At 37.2% G+C, this 23,319-nt stretch carries 20 protein-coding genes and 1 pseudogene; 18 read left to right on the top strand and 3 right to left on the bottom strand.

Annotation, left to right across the window (positions count from 1 at the left end):
• Positions 1–3 precede the first annotated feature (3 nt).
• From ffh to H626_RS0100220, 7 genes are all read left to right on the top strand, one after another.
• Positions 4–1,428, top strand: a complete 1,425-nt coding sequence (gene ffh / locus H626_RS0100250; protein ID WP_027107531.1) for a signal recognition particle protein — start codon at positions 4–6, stop codon at positions 1,426–1,428.
• 82 nt (positions 1,429–1,510) lie between these two features.
• Positions 1,511–1,783 (top strand): 30S ribosomal protein S16, encoded by a 273-nt coding sequence (gene rpsP / locus H626_RS0100245; protein WP_027107530.1) that lies wholly within the window; start codon positions 1,511–1,513, stop codon positions 1,781–1,783.
• 14 nt (positions 1,784–1,797) lie between these two features.
• Positions 1,798–2,040 (top strand): KH domain-containing protein, encoded by a 243-nt coding sequence (locus H626_RS0100240; RefSeq protein WP_027107529.1) that lies wholly within the window; start codon positions 1,798–1,800, stop codon positions 2,038–2,040.
• 87 nt (positions 2,041–2,127) lie between these two features.
• Positions 2,128–2,643 carry a ribosome maturation factor RimM gene (rimM, locus tag H626_RS0100235; protein ID WP_027107528.1) on the top strand — a complete coding sequence of 172 codons (516 nt, stop codon included), beginning with the start codon at positions 2,128–2,130 and terminating at the stop codon, positions 2,641–2,643.
• Positions 2,643–3,380, top strand: coding sequence for a tRNA (guanosine(37)-N1)-methyltransferase TrmD (trmD, locus tag H626_RS0100230; RefSeq protein WP_027107527.1), 738 nt, complete (start codon positions 2,643–2,645; stop codon positions 3,378–3,380). The genes rimM and trmD overlap by 1 nt, the downstream gene beginning before the upstream one ends.
• 131 nt (positions 3,381–3,511) lie before the next feature.
• Positions 3,512–3,862, top strand: coding sequence for a 50S ribosomal protein L19 (gene rplS / locus H626_RS0100225; RefSeq protein WP_027107526.1), 351 nt, complete (start codon positions 3,512–3,514; stop codon positions 3,860–3,862).
• A 449-nt stretch (positions 3,863–4,311) separates the two neighbouring features.
• On the top strand, positions 4,312–4,758 hold the full coding sequence (locus tag H626_RS0100220; RefSeq protein ID WP_027107525.1) for a hypothetical protein: 447 nt from the start codon (positions 4,312–4,314) through the stop codon (positions 4,756–4,758).
• A gap of 238 nt (positions 4,759–4,996) precedes the next feature.
• On the opposite strand, the pseudogene H626_RS0100215 reads toward H626_RS0100220, so the two are convergent.
• From H626_RS0100215 to H626_RS0100205, 3 genes and pseudogenes are all read right to left on the bottom strand, one after another.
• A pseudogene (locus H626_RS0100215) lies at positions 4,997–5,866 on the bottom strand (IS3 family transposase); the annotation flags it as partial.
• Positions 5,827–6,390, bottom strand: a complete 564-nt coding sequence (locus H626_RS0100210) for a helix-turn-helix domain-containing protein (protein ID WP_027107523.1) — start codon at positions 6,388–6,390, stop codon at positions 5,827–5,829. The gene H626_RS0100210 and the pseudogene H626_RS0100215, both read right to left, overlap by 40 nt.
• Positions 6,391–6,465: 75 nt before the next feature.
• Positions 6,466–7,287 (bottom strand): Cof-type HAD-IIB family hydrolase, encoded by an 822-nt coding sequence (locus H626_RS0100205; RefSeq protein ID WP_027107522.1) that lies wholly within the window; start codon positions 7,285–7,287, stop codon positions 6,466–6,468.
• A 210-nt stretch (positions 7,288–7,497) separates the two neighbouring features.
• Here H626_RS0100205 and H626_RS0100200 point away from each other — a divergent pair, with 210 nt between their 5' ends.
• The 11 genes from H626_RS0100200 to lysA all read left to right on the top strand — a co-directional run bounded on the left by H626_RS0100200 (position 7,498) and on the right by lysA (position 23,294).
• Entirely contained in the window at positions 7,498–7,836 is a 339-nt protein-coding gene (locus tag H626_RS0100200) for a metal-sulfur cluster assembly factor (RefSeq protein ID WP_027107521.1), read from the top strand.
• 142 nt (positions 7,837–7,978) lie between these two features.
• Positions 7,979–10,594 carry an ATP-dependent Clp protease ATP-binding subunit gene (locus H626_RS0100195; RefSeq protein WP_027107520.1) on the top strand — a complete coding sequence of 872 codons (2,616 nt, stop codon included), beginning with the start codon at positions 7,979–7,981 and terminating at the stop codon, positions 10,592–10,594.
• A gap of 287 nt (positions 10,595–10,881) precedes the next feature.
• Positions 10,882–14,199 carry a DNA polymerase III subunit alpha gene (gene dnaE, locus H626_RS0100190; protein ID WP_027107519.1) on the top strand — a complete coding sequence of 1,106 codons (3,318 nt, stop codon included), beginning with the start codon at positions 10,882–10,884 and terminating at the stop codon, positions 14,197–14,199.
• Between the two features lie 146 nt (positions 14,200–14,345).
• Positions 14,346–15,311, top strand: coding sequence for a 6-phosphofructokinase (gene pfkA, locus H626_RS0100185; RefSeq protein ID WP_027107518.1), 966 nt, complete (start codon positions 14,346–14,348; stop codon positions 15,309–15,311).
• A 30-nt stretch (positions 15,312–15,341) separates the two neighbouring features.
• Positions 15,342–17,099, top strand: a complete 1,758-nt coding sequence (pyk, locus tag H626_RS0100180; protein ID WP_027107517.1) for a pyruvate kinase — start codon at positions 15,342–15,344, stop codon at positions 17,097–17,099.
• Positions 17,100–17,276: 177 nt separating this feature from the next.
• On the top strand, positions 17,277–18,155 hold the full coding sequence (locus tag H626_RS0100175) for a CvfB family protein (RefSeq protein ID WP_027107516.1): 879 nt from the start codon (positions 17,277–17,279) through the stop codon (positions 18,153–18,155).
• A 90-nt stretch (positions 18,156–18,245) separates the two neighbouring features.
• The gene (gene fur / locus H626_RS0100170; RefSeq protein WP_035618098.1) at positions 18,246–18,707 is read left to right on the top strand and encodes a ferric iron uptake transcriptional regulator; all 462 of its coding nucleotides are present in this window, start codon (positions 18,246–18,248) and stop codon (positions 18,705–18,707) included.
• Between the two features lie 40 nt (positions 18,708–18,747).
• A complete protein-coding gene (gene xerD, locus H626_RS0100165) occupies positions 18,748–19,641 on the top strand; it encodes a site-specific tyrosine recombinase XerD (RefSeq protein ID WP_027107514.1) in 894 nt (297 codons plus the stop codon).
• 21 nt (positions 19,642–19,662) lie between these two features.
• Positions 19,663–20,832: a phosphopentomutase gene (gene deoB, locus H626_RS0100160; protein ID WP_027107513.1), complete on the top strand. Its 1,170-nt coding sequence runs from the start codon at positions 19,663–19,665 to the stop codon at positions 20,830–20,832.
• A gap of 22 nt (positions 20,833–20,854) precedes the next feature.
• A complete protein-coding gene (locus H626_RS0100155) occupies positions 20,855–21,679 on the top strand; it encodes a purine-nucleoside phosphorylase (protein WP_027107512.1) in 825 nt (274 codons plus the stop codon).
• A gap of 304 nt (positions 21,680–21,983) precedes the next feature.
• Positions 21,984–23,294, top strand: a complete 1,311-nt coding sequence (gene lysA, locus H626_RS0100150; protein ID WP_027107511.1) for a diaminopimelate decarboxylase — start codon at positions 21,984–21,986, stop codon at positions 23,292–23,294.
• Positions 23,295–23,319 lie beyond the last annotated feature (25 nt).

Here is a 23,319-nt window from a genome sequence, read left to right as displayed (position 1 = left end):
ATTATGGCTTTTGAGGGATTGACAGGACGATTACAAGATGCTTTTTCAGCTTTACGAAAAAAAGGGAAAGTTACAGAGCAAGATGTCAGAGATGTCATGCGAGAAGTTCGCTTAGCTTTATTAGAGGCTGATGTAAATTACAAAGTAGTGAGAGACTTTGTTCGGACGGTACGTGATAAAGCTATTGGAGAAGAAGTTCTCAACAGTTTATCAGCTGGTCAGCAAGTTGTTAAAATAGTAAACGATGAAATGACGAAATTAATGGGTGGCGAGCAGGAAAAAATCATTTTTTCTGAGAGACCACCAACTGTATATATGATGATCGGTCTGCAAGGAGCAGGGAAGACAACAACTGCTGGGAAGTTAGCCAACTATTTACGTAAACACGAAAATAAGAAACCACTGCTAGTTGCAGCTGATATTTATAGACCGGCTGCTATCGATCAATTACAAACGATAGGAAAAGAGTTGGAAATGCCTGTGTTTTCAATGGGCGATCAAGTCAGTCCTGTTGAAATTGCCAAAAGAGGGGTCCAACAAGCAAAAGATGAAAACAGAGATGTAGTCATCATAGATACGGCTGGTCGTTTACACATTGATGAAGGTTTAATGGATGAACTTTCCGAAATCAAAACGGTTGTCGACCCAGATGAAGTTTTCCTAGTGGTAGATGCGATGACCGGTCAGGACGCAGTCAATGTGGCGCAGTCTTTTAATGAAAAACTAGAAATCAGTAGTGTCATTTTAACTAAATTAGATGGAGATACACGTGGGGGTGCAGCCTTATCCATTCGTGCTGTGACAGAGAAGCCAATCAAATTTACAGGTACGGGTGAAAAACTAGATGCTTTAGAACCGTTTTATCCTGAGAGAATGGCCAATCGTATCTTGGGTATGGGAGACATCCTCACTTTAATTGAACGTGCCCAACAAGAGGTTGATGAAGATAGAGCCAGAGAAATGGCTGAAAAGATGAAAGAGAACACATACGATTTAAATGATTTCATTGAACAAATGGACCAGGTTCGGAACATGGGTCCGTTAGAAGATTTGATCAAAATGATTCCTGGAATGAATAACGTGCCTGGACTCGATCAAATGCAAGTCGATCCGAAAGACTTAGATCATATGAAAGCCATTGTCTTATCCATGACTCCCGATGAGAGACAAGATCCAGACGTTCTTTCACAAAAAAGAAGGAAACGTATTTCAAATGGTTCTGCAAGGCCTTTGGTGGAAGTCAATCGTCTTATTAAACAATTTAAAGAATCTAAAAAAATGATGAGCAAAGTTTCTAAGGGGAATATGAGTGGAATGGAAGGGTTGCTCGGGAACGGTCCAAAAGGAAAAATGAGTAAACTAGCTATGAAAACGATGACGCGCAAAGCGAATAAAAACAAGAAGAAAATAAAAAAGAAGAAAAAATAAGACTGTAAAGAAAAAACACTTTACAAAGCTTTTATAAACTGGTAAGATGTTTCTTGTGAGATTGAATATGGAGGTGTTAGTAATGGCAGTAAAAATTCGCCTAAAACGTATGGGTTCTAAAAGAAATCCATTTTATCGTATGGTGGTAGCTGATTCACGTTCACCACGTGACGGTCGTTATATCGAAACAGTTGGAACGTATAACCCAGTTTCAGAACCTGTAGCTATAAGAGTAGACGAAGATTTAGTTATGAAATGGTTGAACAATGGTGCAAAACCATCCGATACTGTTCGCAATATCCTTTCTAGAGAAGGTATCATGCAAAAATTCCATGAAGCTAAATACAGCAAGTAAAGGAATGTAAAATGATGACTGATATCAAAGAATTGATTTGTACAATTGTAAAACCCTTGGTAAGTTATCCAGACGATATAGCTATTCAAGTATCTGAATCAGATGAATTTCATGAATACAATCTATCCGTGCATTCAGATGATGTAGGACGAATTATTGGGAAAAAAGGACGTATTGCAAAAGCAATCCGTACTATTGTTTATAGTGTTCGTACAGAGGATAATAAACGTGTACGACTAACTATAGAAGACAAATAAAAGAATAAAAAAGAAAAACCATTTCCTTATGAAATGGTTTTTCTTAGCATAATGGCTGGAAAAATGAAGAAATTTTAGGAGTAAAATATGACACAATATTATGAAGTAGGAAAAATAGTAAATACACATGGATTAAAAGGAGAAATCAGAGTTATTTCTTTCACTGATTCACCTGAAGAAAGATATCAACCTGGATCTGTTCTTGCATTTTTCAAAGCGGATAAGTTTGTTCGCGAAGTAACTGTAAAAGCACATCGAAAACATAAAACTTTTGATTTGTTGACCCTGACGGGATACCCTACAATCAATGATGTGGAGGAATTTGTTGGCGGTGTTCTGAAAGTTTCCGAAGAGAATCTAACACAATTATCCCAAGATGAATATTATCTCTATGAAATAATCGGATTAACTGTACAAGATCTTGAAGGAAACATTTTAGGCAAAGTAAAAGAGGTTTTGGCCACAGGCGCAAATGATGTTTGGGTGATCCAACGTCAAAATAAAAATGATTTATTACTACCCTATATTGATGAAGTGATCAAATCAATAGATTTAGAAAAACAAGAGGTCATTGTAGATGTGATGGAAGGACTGGATGATTAGTGAATATCGATATCGTGACACTTTTTCCAGAAATGTTCGAAAGTCCTCTAGGTCATTCAATGATGAAAAGAGCGATCGATAAAGGAGCTCTAACAGTAAACTATGTGAACTTTCGACGATTTGGAGAAGGAAAACATCAACATGTGGATGATACCCCATATGGAGGCGGGGCAGGAATGCTTTTAAAGCCTGAACCTGTTTATGAGTCAATTGAACAAATCGAGCGGAACAGTCCGGAAACTAAAAAAAGAATTATTTTAGTGGATCCTGCCGGAAAGCCTTTTACACAAAAGGTAGCAGAAGAGTTGTCACAAGAGGAACATTTGGTATTCATTTGTGGACATTACGAAGGCTATGATGAGAGAATTCGTCAGTTAGTAACGGATGAGATTTCGCTGGGTGATTATGTATTAACAGGTGGGGAATTGGCTACTATGGTGATCATGGATGCAACTGTCCGTTTAATTCCTGGTGTTTTGGGAAATACCGAATCTGCCCATACCGATTCGTATTCAAACGGATTGTTGGAACACCCTCAATATACCCGTCCTGCGGAATACAAAGGATTAAAAGTGCCGGATGTGCTGATGAGTGGAAATCATAAATTGATCGAAGAATGGCGCGATAAAGAGTCCTTGCGGCGTACATTTGAAAGAAGACCAGACTTGATTCATTTTAATCAGCTGACCGTTCAACAAAAAAAATGGATCACAGAATGGAAAAAAGAAAACAAGTAAGCAATTTTACTTTACACGGGTGTGTATTTATGATAAATTATCTAAGTGAGTAATTTCGATTACTCAAAAAAATTAACAATATTCCGCTGTTATTTAAATGATAAGAATATTTGTCGGAAGGAGAATAATTAATGAATCCATTAATTGAAGAAATTTCTAAAGAACAATTACGTTCAGATATTCCTGATTTTCGCCCTGGAGACACAGTTCGTGTTCATGCAAAAATCGTGGAAGGCACTAGAGAACGTATTCAACTTTTTGAAGGTGTTGTAATTAAACGCCGTGGTGAAGGAATCAGCGAAATGTATACCGTTCGTAAGATTTCTAATGGTGTAGGTGTGGAACGTGCATTCCCAGTTCATTCCCCCCGTGTTGCACTAATTGAAGTAATACGCCAAGGTCGCGTACGTCGTGCTAAATTGTACTACTTACGTAACTTACGCGGTAAAGCTGCTCGTATTCCTGAGCGCGGACGTCGTTAAAAAGATAAAAGATGAAGAGTTGAGTTCTCATTTGAGACTCAACTCTTCTTTTTTTATAGATACCTAGAAGATCACTTTCTTTGGATAGGATTTTATTTTCAATTATATTGTTATCATTCGGTTGTAAAAAGTGCAGACTGTTTTCTAAAGACTATCGATGAATTAGGTTCTCACGGGATGGCTGTTGGTTAGTTGAGCGGACGATCACGTTGCATAAAAAAGTGACGGGATTATCCAGATAAACAACAAGGGATTTGCAGAAAGCAGAGTGTAATGCATCCTCTATGAACCCATTTCTTTTTTCTTGCTACATATTTGGTCTCTAATGCAACATTTTTTTTGTATAAAATAGGGAAAAGAGAAAACGCTATCTGTTTTTTTATCCTATTTTGAGTTATAATAACTAATACATGGCTTTTATCAGTCAAATAATCTTTTGGAGGATCAGCATGACAACCATAACAGAGAATTTTGAGAAAGTATTAGAAGAGAAAAAAATGCCTTTAAAGAAACAAGAAATTAAAAATGGTCAAATATTGTTTAAAGGAGCTTTTCGTATAAGAAAGAATCTACGTTTGCCTTTTGGGATCGTATTTGATACGAAAGACTCAGCTACAGTGGATTATCAAATTGTGTATCACAAATTAGCTTATGTTAAAGAATATAGTAAACGTAGTGAAGTGATGGACTTGATCAATGAATTTAATGAAATGAAAGCTGGCTATTATCGTTTATGTATTGGTGGGGATGGCGAAATATACATGCGTCTCTTGGCAAGAACGGGAGAAGATATCCGTCCAGTATATGAAATGATGGTCATGGGTGGAAGCATTGCTAAAGCGTTACTTCCTGAAATCGAAAAAATCACAGGTGAAGACACAACCACAACTAAATAAACAGTGACTGTAATTGAATCAAAAAATCTTTTTTAGCTAGACCGATCAATTAAACTAGACGGGATGATTCAAGTAGAGTGCGGGTAAGAAACAATCATCCGTTGACGCGTATGTTCTCCTGTAAAAGACTAGGAGTATTTTTCTCTATTCTCATCAAGGAGAGCAAACAACTGAAAACGAAAAAAGGGTAGGAACTGTTGACGGTTCGGTGCTGACCCCGAAAAGTTAGAGTTTAATATTATGCAGCCAACTGGCTGGTTTGAGTTCGGTATTCTACTGGACTTAAGCCCGCCAGTTTTTGTTTTGTGCGGATTGTATTATACCAATCGATATACTCTTCGATTTGTTTCTTAAGTTGATCGTAGGTAACTAGAGGCTCTCCATGATACATTTCTTGTTTCATAATTCCAAAGAAATTCTCCATTGCGGCATTATCAGAACAGGTAGCTTTGCGAGACATACTTTGAAAGATTTTGTTCTTTTTTAAATGTTGTCTCCATTTTTTATGCTGATAATGCCATCCTTGATCTGAGTGAATCGTTGTGCGAACTGTACCGTTCTTTTTTACTATCTGAATTGCATCTTCTAAAGGACCTAATACTAGGTCTAATGTTGGACGTTTACTAATACCAAACGAGATGATTTCTCCATTATATAAATCATAAATTGGATTAAGATAAAGTTTCTGATCATTTAAACATTTAAATTCAGTTATATCTGTCACCAATTTTTGTAATGCAAATGGAGTAGAAAACCGTCGGTTTAGTAGGTTTTTTGCGACTTTCCCAACCGTTCCTTTGTAAGAGTTATACTTTCGAGTCTTACGAGTGAATTTAACGCACTTCAGGCCCAACTCTTTCATCAGACGATAAACCTTTTTATGATTGATCACCAGTCCATTATTATTCAATTCATTAGTAATTCGTTTGTATCCGTAGCGTTCTTTAAATTGATAAAAGAGCTCTGAAATCTTATCTTTTAGATCTTTATCTTGGTCTTCTGAGTTCAACCGCTTTAAATGGTAATGGTACGTAGCTTCTGGAATTCCTATAACTATAAAGACATCCTTTAATTTGTATCCTTCTTCTTTGAGCTCGAATGCCACCGCTGCTTGTGCTTTTCGAGGTAAGCATTCGGATTCTCCTCGTAAGCTCTTAACTTTTTTAAGTAAGCATTCTCCAAACGGAGAAGCTCATTTTCACGTTCAAGTTCTTGCTCTTTAGACATAGTTCCATTATCTTTTGGTTTCTTTTTCTTTGGTTGTTTAGACATAGAAGGTCGCCCCTTAAGTTTAGATTCCAGGCCTTCTATACCTTCTGTATTAAATGCACGATTCCAGTTCGCAATGATAGAGGGTTCTCTGATTCCGAAGGAATTAGCCGTTTCTTGATAAGAAGCACCTGTTCGTTTCATAAAGTGTAATACATCTAGTTTGAAATGAACAGAATAGACTTCTTTTGATTTTTTTCGAATTAACCCTTCTTTCCCATAGTGAGTATATAGATTTACCCAATTTTCTATAGGTGAGGAACTTGGCATACCGTATTTTTTTGCCAATAAACTATATCCCAACGTTCCATTTTGATACTCCTTCACAATTTTCAATTTAAATTCAGCACTATATTTAGCCATACAAAAAGACCCCCAAAAGTTAGATTGTTTACTCTAACTTTTGGGGGTTGGTACCTTCCTACCTTTTTTATTCAATTAAACTGTAGAGAGATTAAAATAGCGCATTAAATAATTTGCTAATCCATCCTCGTTGTTTTCTTCTGTGGTCACATCCGCTGCAATTTCTTTGAGTTTTGTAATTCCATTTTTCATAGCGACGCCATGTCCGGCAAATTGGATCAGTTCAAAGTCGTTGTCTTCGTCCCCAAAAGCCAGGATGTCTTTTCGTTCAATGGCGTATTCAAAAGCAACTTGTTCAACACCCAATGCTTTTTGAACTCCGGGAGCGACAATTTCCAAACAAGGAACATCGCCTCCCCAAGTGCGTACCTCAACTGCATTGCCATACTCTGCAACGATTTGATTTTTGATTATGGGTTGTTGTTCATTGTTGGAAGTGAAAATTGATATAGCGGTTGGATTTTCTTTGAGATTATCCTTTGTGAGGATACGGATATCTTTTTTGCTATCTGCAAAAAAATCGGGATACGGAATAAACGAATCACTTACGTATACGTGTTTTTTTGTTTCGATAGCAACTAATAAAACATGATTCCATTTTCTTAATTTTATCATGTCATGAGCTAGTTCTAGACTGAGTGTTTTATGGTATTGTCTATTCCAGTTGTCGTCATAAGGATTGTGACATAAGGCACCGTTAAAATTCACAATAGGTGAAGATAAATTCAATTCTGAATAATATTGTTTACTACTACGGTAAGGTCTTCCAGTAGCGATAGAAATTATATGTCCATCATTTTTGAGTGTGGTCAAAACAGCTTTTGTACGTGCAGTAATTTGAGATTCATTATTTAAAGTTGTTCCATCTAAATCTAGTGCAATTAATTTTTTATTCATAATATCCCCCGTGATTTTATTCTAGTATAAAAGTTTGTTTTACTATTATACCATAGATCCTGCAGAAAATGGAATGAGCGGTCGTCCAGTTTCTTTGATGGGACGTATTGAGTGCCAAAATAAATTGTGAGCAATTTATGTAAAAAAAGTGGAATACTAGACAAGTTAAAGAGAAATAGATAAACTAAGTAATTGAAGAGGTGAGAGATAATGGATGAAAACAAAATGTGGTCTGAAACAGAAATTGAAGAAATCAAGAAAGTGATAATGGAAAATTTGGAACAAGTTATCGATCCAGAATTGGGAATCGATATAGTCAATTTAGGATTAGTTTACGAAGTGAATTTATACAACGGCGGTTATTGTGAAATTAAAATAACATTGACTACCATGGGTTGCCCCTTAGCTGATGTCATTACTCAAGATATTATGGATGCAATGAAAAATGTGCCGGAAATTAAAGAAACTGAGGTCAAGTTAATTTGGTATCCTGCCTGGACTACGGATAGAATGTCTCGCTACGCACGAATTGCCCTAGGGATTCGTTAAACATAATAGTAAGAAATTAGCAGAATGACTACTGGAAAGTATGTTTCATCGTGCTAATTTTTTTAGATAAAATGTTTGACCTTTATTGACCAAGAAAGTATACTATGGCTATAAGAGTAAACTATCAAAGCGAGGTGTACGGATGAATATAGAAAAAATGACGCAATTATTACAGGAAACAGTGAAATCTGCTCAAAAATTAGCCGAGCAGAGCAGACACCAAGAAGTTTCTATTTTTCATATATGGAAAGTCATGCTCGCTCCAGGACATTTCGGTAGAAAGGTATATGGTCTTGTATTGAGTGAGGAACAGCTAAAATTATTTGATCGATATATTCAAGAACAGTTAAGTAGAATTGCGGTCGTCGAGGGAGATTCGGTGTCTTATGGCAGAACGTTAAGCAGAAATTTATTTGAGCTTTTTGAAAAAGCAGAAAAAATAGCGACTGACCAGCAAGACAAATTCATTTCAGTTGATACAGTGATGGTGGCTATACACCGGATCAAGAAGCATCCGATTACAGTCTATTTAAATAAAATTGGTGTAGACGAAAAAATGATGAGGGAGACCGTAGAAAAGTTAAGAGGGGGAGATCGAGTGGAATCGTATAATCAAGAAGACACTGATCAAGCATTGGCTCAATATGCGACGAATATGAATGAACTGATTCAATCAAATGAGCAAGATCCTATCATAGGAAGAGATGAAGAAATACGGGATGTCATTCGTATTTTATCTAGGAAAACTAAAAACAACCCTATTTTAATGGGTGAACCTGGTGTTGGCAAGACGGCTATTGTGGAAGGATTGGCCCAACGGATAGTCAAGAGAGATGTACCAGAGAACTTAAAAGATAAAGTGATTTATTCACTTGATATGGGTGCATTGATTGCCGGGGCTAAATATCGTGGTGAATTTGAAGATCGCTTAAAATCTGTTTTAAAAGAAGTGAAGAAAAGCAACGGTCAAATCATTTTATTTATTGATGAGATCCACATGATTGTTGGGGCTGGTAAAACAGAGGGAAGTATGGATGCAGGGAACCTGCTTAAACCGATGTTAGCTAGAGGTGAGTTGCATTGTATCGGTGCAACTACGACCGATGAATACAAACTCTATATGGAGAAAGACAAAGCCTTAGAAAGACGGTTTCAAAAAGTGGTGGTCCAAGAACCAACTACAGAAGAAGCTGTGAGTATCCTTAGGGGATTAAAAGAACGCTATGAAATCCACCATGGAGTCTCTATTCAAGATAATGCTCTAGTGGCTGCAGTTAAGCTTTCACAACGTTATATTACCGATCGCTTCCTTCCAGACAAGGCGATCGATCTAATTGATGAAGCTAGTGCAACGATTCGGGTAGAAATGAATTCGATGCCGACCGAATTAGATCAAGTATTGAGAAGAAAGATGCAACTGGAGATTGAAGAAGAAGCACTAAAAGAAGAAACGGATGAAAATAGTTTACAGAGACTTCAAGCAATTCAAGACGAGTTATCCATACTGTATCAGCAAGAAAAAGAATTACGGGTCACATGGGAAAAGGAAAAAGAAGAGACACAAAAAGTTCGTGAAAAACGTGAAGAAATCGATCGGGCCAAGAGAGAACTTGAAGAAGCTGAAAGCGAGTATAATCTTGAAAGAGCTGCCGTATTAAGGCATGGAAAAATTCCGGAATTGACAAAAGAGCTCGCTGAATTAGAAAAAGCAGCTGACAACGGATCGGGCAAAAAAATGATTCAAGAAACTGTTTCTGAAGAAGAAATAGCCCATGTGGTCGCTCGGCTGACATCCATTCCGGTTAACCGGTTGATTAAAGGTGAACGGGAAAAATTACTCAAATTAAACGAAACGATAAAAGAACGAGTGATTGGGCAAGATAAAGCCGTGGATAGTATCACAGATACTGTTATTCGTGCACGTGCCGGTATTCAAGACCCGAACAAGCCTTTGGGGTCGTTTTTGTTCTTGGGTCCAACAGGTGTAGGGAAAACGGAATTAGCGAAGACATTGGCTGAGAACCTATTCGATTCAGTTGATCATTTGATTCGGTTGGATATGAGTGAATACATGGAAAAACACAGTGTTTCGAGACTGATTGGGTCTCCTCCTGGTTATGTAGGGTATGAAGAAGGTGGTCATCTCACAGAGTCAGTTAGAAGAAATCCGTATAGTATTTTATTATTGGATGAAATTGAAAAAGCTCATCCGGATGTCTTTAATATTCTTCTGCAAGTATTGGATGATGGCCGTTTAACAGATTCACATGGACGTACTGTGGATTTCCGAAATACGGTCTTGATAATGACAAGTAATATTGGGTCTCACTTGATGTTAGAAGATGAAAATGAGGAAGGTCACCTTTCTGCAACGACAGAAAACCAAGTGTTTAGTTTACTCCGTTCTTCGTTCAAACCTGAGTTTTTAAATCGAATTGATGAAACGATTCTTTTTGCACCCTTAACTAAAGAAGTCATTCAAAAGATCGTAATCAAACTTGCTGAAGATCTGATGGATAGATTGGAAGATCAAAACATCTCTCTGATTTTCAGTGAAGTAGCGACGGCTTTCATCGGTGATCAAGCCTATGATCCACATTATGGGGCTAGACCCATTAAACGGTATTTAACACGGTATGTTGAAACACCGATTGCAAAAATGATCATTGAAGAAAAAATCGGCTCCGGAGACACTGTTTATGTCAAAGCAGAAAACAATACACTTGTATTTGAAACCAAACCAAAAGAGACCAACTAATAGATTGAAAAGATAGTAGTCTCCCTAGTGTAAAGTGAATACCGGGTCTGCTTTTTGAGACACATTTTAAAAAGAAACGTTCATAAAAACGAAGAAGCTGAGACTTTTGTCCTGGCTTCTTCTCTTTTTATAAAAGAAAAGGCGAAAAAAAGACGAGTGATTTAGGTAATTATTCTTTTGTACAGAATAGAAAATTCAAATTATTTATTTATCAGTTAGGCATTCATTTTTATATTTAAATTTATACGGTATACTATAAGAAAAGTATCTGTTAACGGGGGGAAAGTATGGAGATTGTACCTCTTCAAGTACAAAGTTCTTACAGTTTGTTGCAAAGCACAATAAAGATTCAAGAATATGTCAACTATGCTAAAAAAATAGGCTATACTGCACTCGCTTTAACAGATGAAAAAGTGTTGTATGGTGCACTTGAATTTTATAAGGCATGTAAAAAAGAAAATATAAAACCCATTTTGGGTTTATCGATTCCGATCGAGCATAAAGAAGCAGTGTATTCTTTGCTTTTGTATGCAAAAAATTATGAAGGATTTAAAGAGTTAGCGAAGCTCTCTTCGCTAACTCAGTTCGATCAGGCAATAACGATTGAAAAATTGATACGATCGAAAGAAAATCTGGTTGCACTAGTTCCAGTTGTACAATCTAAAGAAATGAATGGGGAAACAGTTCGTGGACGTGTCGATTTGGATTTCCTGGATTTTTTGAAGGAGTCATTTGCTGATGATTTTTATATAGGGATGCCGGAGGATTATATAAGAGAAGCACCCCCAACTGAAATAAAGGAATGGTTTAATCATTCAGCTAATATTTTGCCACTCTTTCCTGTGCGTTACTTACACCAAAGTCAGCAAGAAGCAGTTGGGGTTTTAAAATACATTGATGAAAATAGCAAGATCGAAGAAAAGATGAATTCAGAAATAGAGGGTACTTATCTGTACACACCACAGGTAGTAAACAGTCATCTGGATACTTATTTTCCGAAAAACTATACTCCTCCATTTGCTGAATTTTCTTCAAAGATGGATCTTGCTTTTCCACTTCATCAAAAATTGTTGCCTCATTTCCCTTTGAGCGAAGGTGTGGATCGGAATATCTTTCTAAAAGATCTAGCCATGAAAGGATTGCAGGAAAGGGTCCCGTCCTTTGACGAACGATACCTGCAACGATTAAAAAAAGAATTAGCCGTCATTGAAAAAATGGAGTTTTCTGATTATTTTCTAATTGTCTGGGATCTGATGGGGTATGCCCGCAAAAAAAACATATTGACCGGACCGGGCAGGGGTTCTGCAGCCGGCTCGTTATTGGCATACGTATTGAAAATCACTGATGTTGACCCGATACAGTACGATTTGTTGTTTGAACGATTCCTAAATGAAGAAAGAGCAACGATGCCCGATATTGATTTGGACTTTCCAGATAACAAAAGAGAGATGATCCTTGAATATGTCGAAAGAAAATACGGGAAAGATCACGTTGCTCAGATAGCTACCTTTGGAACATTCAAAGCGCGCCAAGCATTGCGTGATGTTGGCCGCGTATTTGGGTTATCCCAAAATGAATTAGCAGAGATTGCTAAAACGATACCCGAGGAACAAGGACTTACGTTGAAACAGGCATACAAACAGTCAGCTTCTTTAAAAAAATTGGTAGAATCTAAACCACTCTACCAAAAAGTTTTTACAATTGCCCAAACGATAGAAGGGATCCCGCGTCATGTATCTACGCATGCAGCGGGGGTGGTAATCAGTGAAAGTCCTTTGGATGAATGGATCCCACTTCAAAAAGGGAACGGCGTCCTTCAATTAACACAGTTTCCAATGGGAGACATTGAGGAAATAGGATTGTTAAAAATGGACTTTTTAGGGTTGAAAAACTTGACCCTTCTTTTTGATATTCTACAATTTGTGAAGAAAAAAGAACCAGCATTTGAATTGAAAACCATTTCTCCAACAGACGAGGAAACATTTCAGCTGTTTCAAAAAGGCGATACGGTGGGTATTTTCCAATTTGAATCACGTGGTATTCAAAATGTGCTGAAACAAATCCATCCTGAGTCCCTTGAAGAATTAGTTGCGGTGAATGCTCTGTATCGTCCGGGCCCGATGGAACAAATCCCTCATTTTGTTAAGAGAAAACAGGGCAAGGAAGAAATCGTTTATCCGCACCCTGATTTGAAACCCATTTTAGAAGTGACTTACGGGGTAGTCGTGTACCAAGAACAAGTAATGAAAATTGCGACTTCAATGGCTGGCTTCAGTCTAGGGGAAGCAGACTTACTTCGGCGAGCGATGAGCAAGAAAGATCAGCAAGCTTTGCAGAAAAAAAGAATTGCTTTTATTGAAGGTGCAGCAAACAAGGGATACTCAAAATCTGTAGCCCAAACAGTTTATGATTATATTGAACGGTTTGCTAATTACGGGTTCAACCGTTCGCATTCTGTTGCTTATTCGTTGTTGGCCTATCAATTAGCTTATTTCAAGACACATTATCCGCTTGAATTTTATACAGCTTTATTAAATTCGGTCAAGGGGAATAAGGAAAAAACTGCTGAAATGTTGTTGAAATTAAAAAAAATACGCATAAGTGTGTTATCTCCTGATATTAATTTAAGTAATAAAGACTTTTCTACTCACTTTCATGATCTGCTCGTAGGATTTAATGCAATCAAAGGGATACGCAGGGATTTCATTGAGTCCATTATATCTGAACGCAATCAGCACGGTCCGTATAAAGATTTCATCAATTTTGTGGGACGCATTGAAAAAAGATACCGAAAATCAGAATATTTAGAAAAGTTGATTTATTCTGGTTGCTTTGATTCGTTTGGTATGAATAGGGGAGCGTTGATTCAATCGGTTGAAGGGATCATCAAGAGTGTTGAGTACAGCGGAGATAGCCAAGAGTTGCTTGCCATTTTGAAACCCAAATATGAAAAAGGTGGAGAGCTGACGGTTGAACAAAAATTAGAAGGAGAATTTGAAACTTTAGGATTCTATTTGTCTGGTCATCCAGTTGAAAAATATCAAGTGTTTAGAGAACAACAGAAGTTAGATTTTATTTCGGAGTATCAACCGAGTAAACCGATTCGGTCACTCGTTTATGTCAAAAACACGAAACGAATTCAGACAAAAAACGGGGAATTTATGCTATTTGCGGATGTAACGGATGAAACAGACACGATTTCTTTGACCTTTTTCCCAGAAGTTTATCGTAAATTTGGGGCGTTGATACAGCCGCATGCTGTTATTTATATAGAGGGAAAAGTAGAATCAAGACAGGGGAAAAAGAATGTCCTAGTCAATAAAGTTGCTGCTATTGAAAATGTGTTAAAGGAACAAGCTGAGGATCCAGTTGAAACGGCAACGTGCTTTATAAAAATACACTCTGCTATTGAGACGGTCTCTAGTTTTGAAGAAATCAAACAAGTGTTGAAAAACCATCCGGGAACAGTCCCTGTAATAGTCTTTGATGAAAAATCGGGAAAGAAAATCCAAATGAATAAACAGTTTAATATAACATTGTCACCGGGCTTCTTAAAAGAGCTTGCTGCCATTGTCGATTCTCAGAATATTGTTGTCAAAAAATAGCGAAAATGAGAAGAAATTGAATAAATTAAAAGATTTCATAAGACAAGTGTTTGAAAACATGTTAAAATGGTGAATGTAGTGGGCACAAGTTTTCAATTGTGTTTCATGAAGACTCACATAAAAAATAGCTATGAGGTGGAATCAATATGAAACGTATTGGAATTTTGACAAGTGGAGGAGATGCTCCTGGAATGAACGCTGCTGTAAGAGCAGTTGTCAGAAAAGGAATCCACGAAGGGATCGAAGTTTACGGAATCAATTATGGGTTTGCTGGATTAGTAGCTGGCGATATTCGTAAATTAACACGTAGAGATGTAGGGGATAAAATTTCTCGTGGAGGAACATTTTTATATTCTGCAAGATATCCTGAATTCAAGACCAAAGAAGGTCAGCTCAAAGGAATCGAACAATTAGAAAAGTTTGGTATTGAAGGATTAGTGGTTATCGGTGGAGACGGATCTTACATGGGAGCATACGCGTTGACCAAACACGGTTACCCAACTGTTGGAATTCCTGGAACAATTGATAATGATATACCTGGAACAGATTTCACCATCGGATTTGATACAGCCATCAATACAGTATTAGATGCAATCGATAAAATAAGAGATACAGCAACAAGTCACGTACGTACATTTATTGTTGAAGTTATGGGACGTAATGCCGGGGATATTGCCTTGTGGTCTGGAGTAGCCGGTGGAGCAGAACAAATCATTGTGCCCGAAATGGATTACAGTATAGAAGAAGTTGCCGATTCAATTCGTGAAGGTCGTGAAAAGGGCAAAAAACATAGCATTATTGTTTTAGCAGAAGGCGTCATGTCCGGTCCGGAATTTGCAGCGAAGTTAGAAGAAATCGATAATTTCCATGTGCGTGTTTCCGTATTGGGTCACATTCAACGTGGCGGTTCACCTACAGCAAGAGATCGTGTTTTAGCAAGTATATTTGGTTCCAAAGCAGTTGAAGTTTTGAAAGAACATCAAGAAGGTGGACTATGTATTGGTATTTTAGATAATAAAATTGTAGTAAATGATATTATTGACACCCTTGAAAACAAAAAACACGTTCCAGATTTGGAATTGTATAAGTTAAATGAAGAAATTTCTAAATAAAGAAACTATCATAAGAAAGAAGGATGAATAATGAAAAAAACTAAAATTGTTTGTACGATCGGTCCTGTTAGTGAAGAAGTAGATTTACTCGTCAAATTGATCGAGGCAGGAATGAATGTTGCCCGTTTGAACTTCTCTCATGGAGATCATGCAGAACATTTAAACCGTATAAAAAATCTCCGCGAAGCTCAAAAAATCACTGGGAAAATGGTTGCGATCATGCTGGATACAAAAGGTCCGGAAATTCGTACACATAACATGAAAGATGGAAAAATCGAATTTGATGAAGGTGACATCGTCCGTGTCTCAATGACAGAAGTAGAAGGAACACCCGAAAAATTTTCAATCACTTATCCACAATTGATTGAAGATGTAGAACCGGGATCTCATATCCTTCTTGATGATGGATTGATTGATTTAGAAGTTACAGAAATCGATACAAAAAATGGTAAAATTGTTACTACAGTGCAAAATCCAGGAACATTGAAAAACAAAAAAGGTGTAAATGTACCAGGAGTTTCTGTACAATTACCAGGGATCACTGAAAAAGATGCTTCTGATATTCGTTTTGGAGTACAAAATGGTATAGACTTTATCGCTGCTAGTTTTGTAAGAAGAGCAAAAGATGTTTTAGAAATCACAGAATTATTAGAACAAGAAGAAAAAACACACGTCCAAATCATTGCGAAGATCGAGAATCAAGAAGGTGTGAACAACTTAGACGATATTCTTAAAGTTGCTGACGGTTTGATGGTTGCTCGTGGAGATTTAGGTGTAGAAATTCCAGCAGAAGAAGTTCCTATCGTACAAAAAGATATGATCAGAAGATGTAACAAGGTAGGGAAACCTGTCATTACTGCTACACAAATGTTGGACTCAATGCAAGACAACCCACGTCCGACAAGAGCTGAAGCGAGTGACGTTGCGAATGCTATTTTTGATGGCACAGACGCAATCATGCTTTCTGGTGAAACAGCTGCAGGGGATTACCCAGTAGAATCTGTACAAACAATGTACAACATTGCTATTCGTACAGAAGAAGCTCTTCGCAATCAAGATGTCTATGCATTGAAAGCATTTGATGAAGCGGACATGACAGAAGCTATTGGACAAGCTGTCGGACATACTGCACGCAACTTAAATATAAAAACAATTGTTGCAGCTACAGAATCTGGTCATACAGCACGTATGATTTCCAAATACCGTCCTAAAGCAAACATTGTAGCCGTGACTTTCTCTGAAGAAACTTATCGCGGACTCGCTTTACAATGGGGAGTAAACCCAACCATCAGTAAAAAACCTACTTCTACTGATGATATGTTTAATCTTGCTACACAAATTACAGTAGAACATGGATTTGCTAAAGAAGGCGAATTGATTATTATTACAGCAGGTGTTCCAGTTGGTGAAAGAGGAACAACAAACCTAATGAAAATTCAATTAATTGGTTCAAAATTAGTTAGAGGTCAAGGAATAGGATCTGAATCCGTCATTGGTAAAGCTGTTGTGGCTTCAAATGCTGAAGAAGCAAACGAAAAAGCAGTTCAAGATAGTATCTTAGTATTAAAAACAACAGACAAAGATTATTTGCCAGCAATTGAAAAAGCATCTGCTTTGATTGTAGAGCAAGGTGGATTAACTAGTCATGCTGCAGTTATTGGTATTGCTATGGGGATCCCCGTGGTTGTAAGTGCTGAAAATGCAACAGGATTGATTGAAGATGGCGAATTAATAACAGTTGATTCTCGTCGTGGTATTGTATACCGTGGAGCAACTACAGCTATCTAATCATTAATTATTGAAAAAAGCTTAGTTTTGCCGTTTAATCTAGAGGAAATCAAGAGAGTTTGATTGTTCTTCATATAGGTTAAACGGCTTTTTTAAAAAAATATTTAAACCGGACGATCATCATAGTGATTTTTGTATGGTTATTCTAGAATTCAAATGAAGGATATAGGTGAAAGTATGAATCAATCTTTAGGACAAGTAATTACAGCACTCGTAACGGACAAAAACGAAGACGATATTTTTGCTCAAAAAGAAGGAACCACGTATCAAATAGTAAATGTTCAAGAAAAGGAATTATCTCTTGGTGACACAGTTGAAGGTTTTGCTTACGTAGATCAATCTGGTCGCAATAAGTTAACTACAAAAATCCCAACTGTCTCGCAAAATCAATATGGCTGGGGAACGGTCGTTAAAACGAGAAGAGATTTAGGTGTTTTTGTTGATATCGGTTTAGAAGATAAAGATATCGTGGTATCAATGGATGATTTACCTTCCGAAAACAAATTGTGGCCCAAAAAAGGTGATCAATTATTTATTTCCATTAAAGTAGATAACCAAGACCGTATTTGGGGCCATTTGGCAGATGATGTGGTCATGAAAGAAATGACTCGCCCCGCTACCAAAGAAATGCACAACAAAGATATCGAAGGAATAGCTTATTCTACGAAAATGATTGGAACTTTTATTTACATTGATGATGGCTATCATGGATTTGTCCATCCAAGCGAAAGAGAAATCGAACCACGTTTGGGTCAACAAGTGAAAGGCCGCGTTATCGGTTTAAGAGAAGATGGAACTGCAAATGTTTCTTTACTTCCGCGCGCACACGAAGTCATAGATGACGATGCAGCGATGATACTGGAATACTTGAGTCGTTCTCCAGGAAGAAAAATGCCTTTTACGGATAAAAGTGATCCAGAAGCGATTAAAATACAATTTGGTATCAGTAAAGCACAATTCAAAAGAGCTCTAGGTAGATTAATGAAAAGCAGAAAAATCAATCAGACTAAAGAAGAAACATGGCTTTTAGATGAGAAAGAAGAAGAAAAAGGTTAAAGAGTGTTTAGAAAAGTTGAAAACTCTATTCTGCTTGATTAAACTGGATGTATATGCATTCTGTATGAATGAGATAAATGAGGGTAGCGTATGATCGTGATGGAAGAATCACTAAAAAAAATCAAGCAACAACTTCATGAAGCGGGGTTTAAACTGACCCCTCAACGTGAAGTTACTGTAAAGATCCTTTTGGAAAATGAAAAGGATCACTTAAGTGCGGAAGAAATATATATGCAAGTGAAAAATCAACATGCTGAAATTGGTCTGGCTACAGTTTATCGAACGTTGGAAATTTTAACTGATTTGCAAATAGTTAATAAAATCAGCTTTCAAGATGGATTAGCTCGCTATGACTTGAATAGAGATGGTGCAAGGCATTTCCATCATCACCTTCTCTGTATTCAATGTGGCAATATTGAAGAAGTGCATGAAGATATGTTGGATGAGATTGAAAAAGAAGTTGAAAAAAAATTCAATTTTTTCGTGAAAGATCATCGCTTAACTTTTCATGGGATTTGCAGTGATTGTCAGGAGAAAGCTAAAAAAAGCTAATGTAGGTGTGTTGAAAATGGAAGAGAAACAATTCGAAAAAATGACAGCAGTCATTGAAGATTATGTTACTTTTTTAATTGTTGAAAAGGGATTAGCCGAAAATTCCATTAAAAGTTATCAGAGAGATTTGGTGCGTTATTCCCATTTCTTGAGAGCAGAAGACATAGGAGATTGGGAAATAATCGATCGGTTTGATATTTTGAATTTCCTGCAGGAACTCAAACAAGAAAAGAAATCTCCAAACACAATTATCCGTATGGTTTCTTCTCTTAGGAAATTTCATCAATTTTTGAAGCAAGAAAATATTGTTACCAATGACCCTATGTTGTATATAGATACACCCAAAAAAGCACAGACGCTACCTAAAATTTTATCCACTGTCGAAGTTGAAAAATTGATTGAAACGCCGGATACGAAAAAAACTTTAGGGATCAGGGATCGGACTATTTTAGAAGTGATGTACGCCACCGGTTTGCGAGTTTCTGAACTGGTAGATTTGAGAGTAGACGATCTGCATTTGTCAATGGGGTTGATTCAAACCAAAGGTAAAGGGGATAAGGAAAGAATTATCCCTATTGGGGAAGAAGCATCACAGTGGATTCAATATTATTTAGCGGAAGCTCGGTTAAAATTATTAAAAAAAGTTACCAAGGAAGTCCCTTATTTGTTTTTGAACCACAGAGGCGGACAGCTCACACGGCAAGGTATCTGGAAAAATTTAAATGCTCTTGTTAGAGATGCTGGGATCAAAAAAAGGGTCACGCCACACACTTTGCGTCATTCTTTTGCCACACATTTGCTCGAAAACGGTGCAGACTTGAGAGTGGTACAAGAACTTTTAGGTCATTCGGACATCTCTACTACCCAAATTTATACCCATATCACAAAACAAAGACTAAGCTCGGTATACAAGACATACCATCCAAGAGCTTAATATTATAGGAGGAATACACAAATGAATTACAAGCGGATACATTTAATCGTACTAGATTCTGTAGGAATTGGTGAAGCTCCTGATGCAAAGAAATTTGGAGATGAAGGTTCACATACTTTGGGACACATTGCTGAAAAAGCAGGGCTTACATTATCTAATCTGAAAGAACTAGGATTAGGAAATATTGAAAGTTTAAAAGGAATTGATCCTGTCGATGAAGCAAAAGGGTACTATACAAAACTAGAAGAAGTTTCTGTCGGTAAAGATACCATGACCGGACACTGGGAAATCATGGGGTTAAATATTCAAAAACCATTCCGAGTATTTCCAGAAGGCTTCCCTGAGGACTTAATTAACCAAATCGAAGAACATACGGGAAGAAAAGTTGTTGCCAACAAACCGGCAAGTGGAACCGAAATCATCGAAGAATATGGTGAACATCAAATGGAAACGGGAGACCTGATCGTGTATACTTCTGCAGATCCTGTTTTACAGATCGCTGCTCATGAAGAAGTTATCCCGTTAGAAGAATTATACGAAATATGTGAATATGTACGTGAAATTACAAAAGATGAACCATATATGATCGGACGCATCATTGCACGGCCATACTTAGGAACTCGAGGCAATTTCGCTCGGACAAGCAATCGTCATGACTATGCATTAGATCCATTTGGAAAAACTGTTCTTGATTTTCTGAAAGATGACGGCAAAGATGTCATCGCAGTAGGGAAAATAAATGATATTTTCAATAGTCAAGGTATCACAGAAATGGTTCGTACTGTAGATAACATGGATGGGGTAGACAAACTTTTTGAAGTGATGGAGAAAGATTTCACTGGATTGAGTTTTACGAACTTAGTCGATTTTGATGCGAAATTTGGTCACCGTAGAAATGTCCAAGGATATGCAGATGCGTTAGAAGAATTTGATGCACGTCTTCCTGAAATGTATAGTAAGTTAAAAGAAGATGACTTGCTCATTATTACTGCAGACCACGGGAACGACCCAACTGCTGAAGGAACGGATCATACAAGAGAATATGTACCAGTTCTCATCTATTCTCCATCCCTAGAGGGACATGGAGAAATAAAGCAAGGTCATTTTGCTGATATCGGTGCAACCATTGCCGAAAACTTTGCAGTAAAAGATACTGGATTTGGAGATAGTTTTTTAAATGAAATTAAATAAAGGGGCAACTAACTTGGAAAATATGAATGAATGGAAAGATTCTATAAAAAAAGCAGCAGATTATATAAAAAATCAAGGTGTCAAAAACCCGAAAATTGGATTGATTCTTGGATCTGGATTAGGCGAATTAGCTAACGAAGCTACGGACCAGATCACTATTCCGTATAAAGACATACCTGGATTTCCTGTTTCGACTGTCGAAGGACATGCTGGACAACTCGTTTATGGTAAACTGGGTGACCAGTTTGTGCTAGCTATGCAAGGCAGATTTCATTTTTATGAAGGATACGATATGAAAGAAGTTACATTCCCTGTTCGCGTCATGAAAGAATTGGGAATCGATTCTTTATTGGTTACAAATGCGGCTGGAGGGGTAAATGAAAACTTTACTCCAGGTGATTTGATGATCATTACCGATCATATCAACTTCATGGGTACCAATCCATTGATGGGGAAAAATGATAAAGATATGGGACCACGGTTTACTGATATGAGTGTTGCTTATGATAAAGAATACCGCGATATCGTTAAACAAACGGGTAAAGAATTGAATATCGACCTTAAAGAAGGTGTTTATATGGGCATGACAGGGCCTACTTATGAAACACCAGCAGAAATCAGAATGGCCAGGACAGTAGGAGCAGATGCGATAGGAATGTCAACTGTACCTGAAGTAATCGTTGCTCGTCACGCTGGCATGCGCGTTGTCGGTATTTCTTGTATCACCAACTTAGCAGCTGGTATGCAAGCGAATTTAAATCACGAAGAAGTTGTAGAAACTACAACACGTGTGAGAGAAACATTTAAAAAATTGGTTAAACACTCTGTGTCTAATCTATTCAAATAACATATCACCACTATCTATTGGAGCAATCAGTTGCCGAATTCATCTAAGGCGGCTGATTGCTAAAATAAAGTTTCCCTCTGTTAGAGAAAATTTTCTTTAACTGAGGGAAGTTTTATTTCTTTCTGCAATGGATAACGGACGCCAAGTCATTTTTTAATGTGACATGGAGCTTGTTCTCTTTGAGGGAAAGAGGTGTCGCTTTTTCGGAGTAGATAAAGCAATCCAAGGGAATACTTGGCAAAAATTGAGTTCATATTTTGTTTATGGTAAAGTATATAAGATAAAAAATAAAAGGGATTAAACTATGACTAAATTTAATGGAACGATGAAATTCAATAACTTAGACCATCTAGAAATTGGTGGAGTGGATACAGTCAAAATTGCTGAGCAATTTGGGACGCCTACTTTTGTTTATGATGTACGATTGATCAAAGATAAAATTAGTGAATTTAAGCAAGCATACAGAGACAATGCTCTAGTTGGGAAAATTTCTTATGCAAGCAAAGCTTTTTCATCTTTAGCAATGTACGAGATCATAAATCAAGAATCTTTATCTGTTGATGTTGTTTCAGGCGGAGAAATGCAATTAGCTTTAAAAGCAGGACTGCCTTCTGAAAAAATTCATTTTCATGGAAACAACAAATCTTTAGAAGAATTGCAATTTGCTTTGGATAACCAAATTGGCAGCATCATCATTGATAATTTTCTAGAAATCGAACGCTTGATCGATTTGACGAACCGCTCCAATAGAACAATGGATGTACTCATTCGAATTGCGCCAGGAATATCTGCGCATACGCATGAATATATATCGACTGGACAAGTGGATACTAAATTTGGGTTTGACTACCAAAATGGTCAAGCAGAAAAGGCCATTCAATTATTAAGCGAATCCGTTCATTTGAACGTTATTGGCATTCACAGTCATATTGGGTCTCAAATTCATGAGGCAAAAGGCTATCAACTTTTGATCCAACTATTGAGCAAAGCGTTACATGGATGGAATGAAAAATTTAGTTTGTCGATGAAGGTTCTGAACATTGGCGGTGGCTTTGGTATTCGCTATACTGAAGAAGACAAAACTTTTCCGATCAAAGAAATAATTAATATCATAGCTAAGGAATTGCACGACTTACCAATAAATCAGCAGAAATTTGTTCCAGATTTATGGATAGAGCCGGGAAGAAGTATAGTCGGAGAAGCTGGTACGACTCTTTATACAATCGGGTCGCAAAAACACATTCCGAATGTGCGCGACTATGTAGCTGTAGACGGAGGAATGACAGATAACATAAGACCAGCTTTATACGGTGCTAAATATACTGGAATTGTTGCGAATAAAATAAGTAATGAAAAAAGCTTAAAAAAACAGGCAATTGCGGGAAAATGCTGTGAAAGTGGCGATATGTTAATATGGGATTTACCGATACCAGAAGTAGAGTCAGGTGATCTGCTTGCCGTATTCATTACAGGAGCTTATGGATACAGTATGGCGAACAATTACAATCGACTTTTGAAACCTGCAGTCGTATTTGTCGAAAACGGGAAAAGTTTTTTGGCTATTCGCAGAGAAACAATGGAAGATATGTTTAGACTAGAAAATTCTCTACAATAAAAAATGGAAGAAATTGATAGGTGGA

It is taken from the genome of Lacticigenium naphthae DSM 19658 (assembly GCF_000425865.1).
Taxonomy (GTDB): Bacteria; Bacillota; Bacilli; order Lactobacillales; family Carnobacteriaceae_A; genus Lacticigenium; species Lacticigenium naphthae.
The sequence above is the reverse complement of the archived record's forward strand: the minus strand, read 5'-3'. Positions and strand labels throughout refer to the sequence as shown.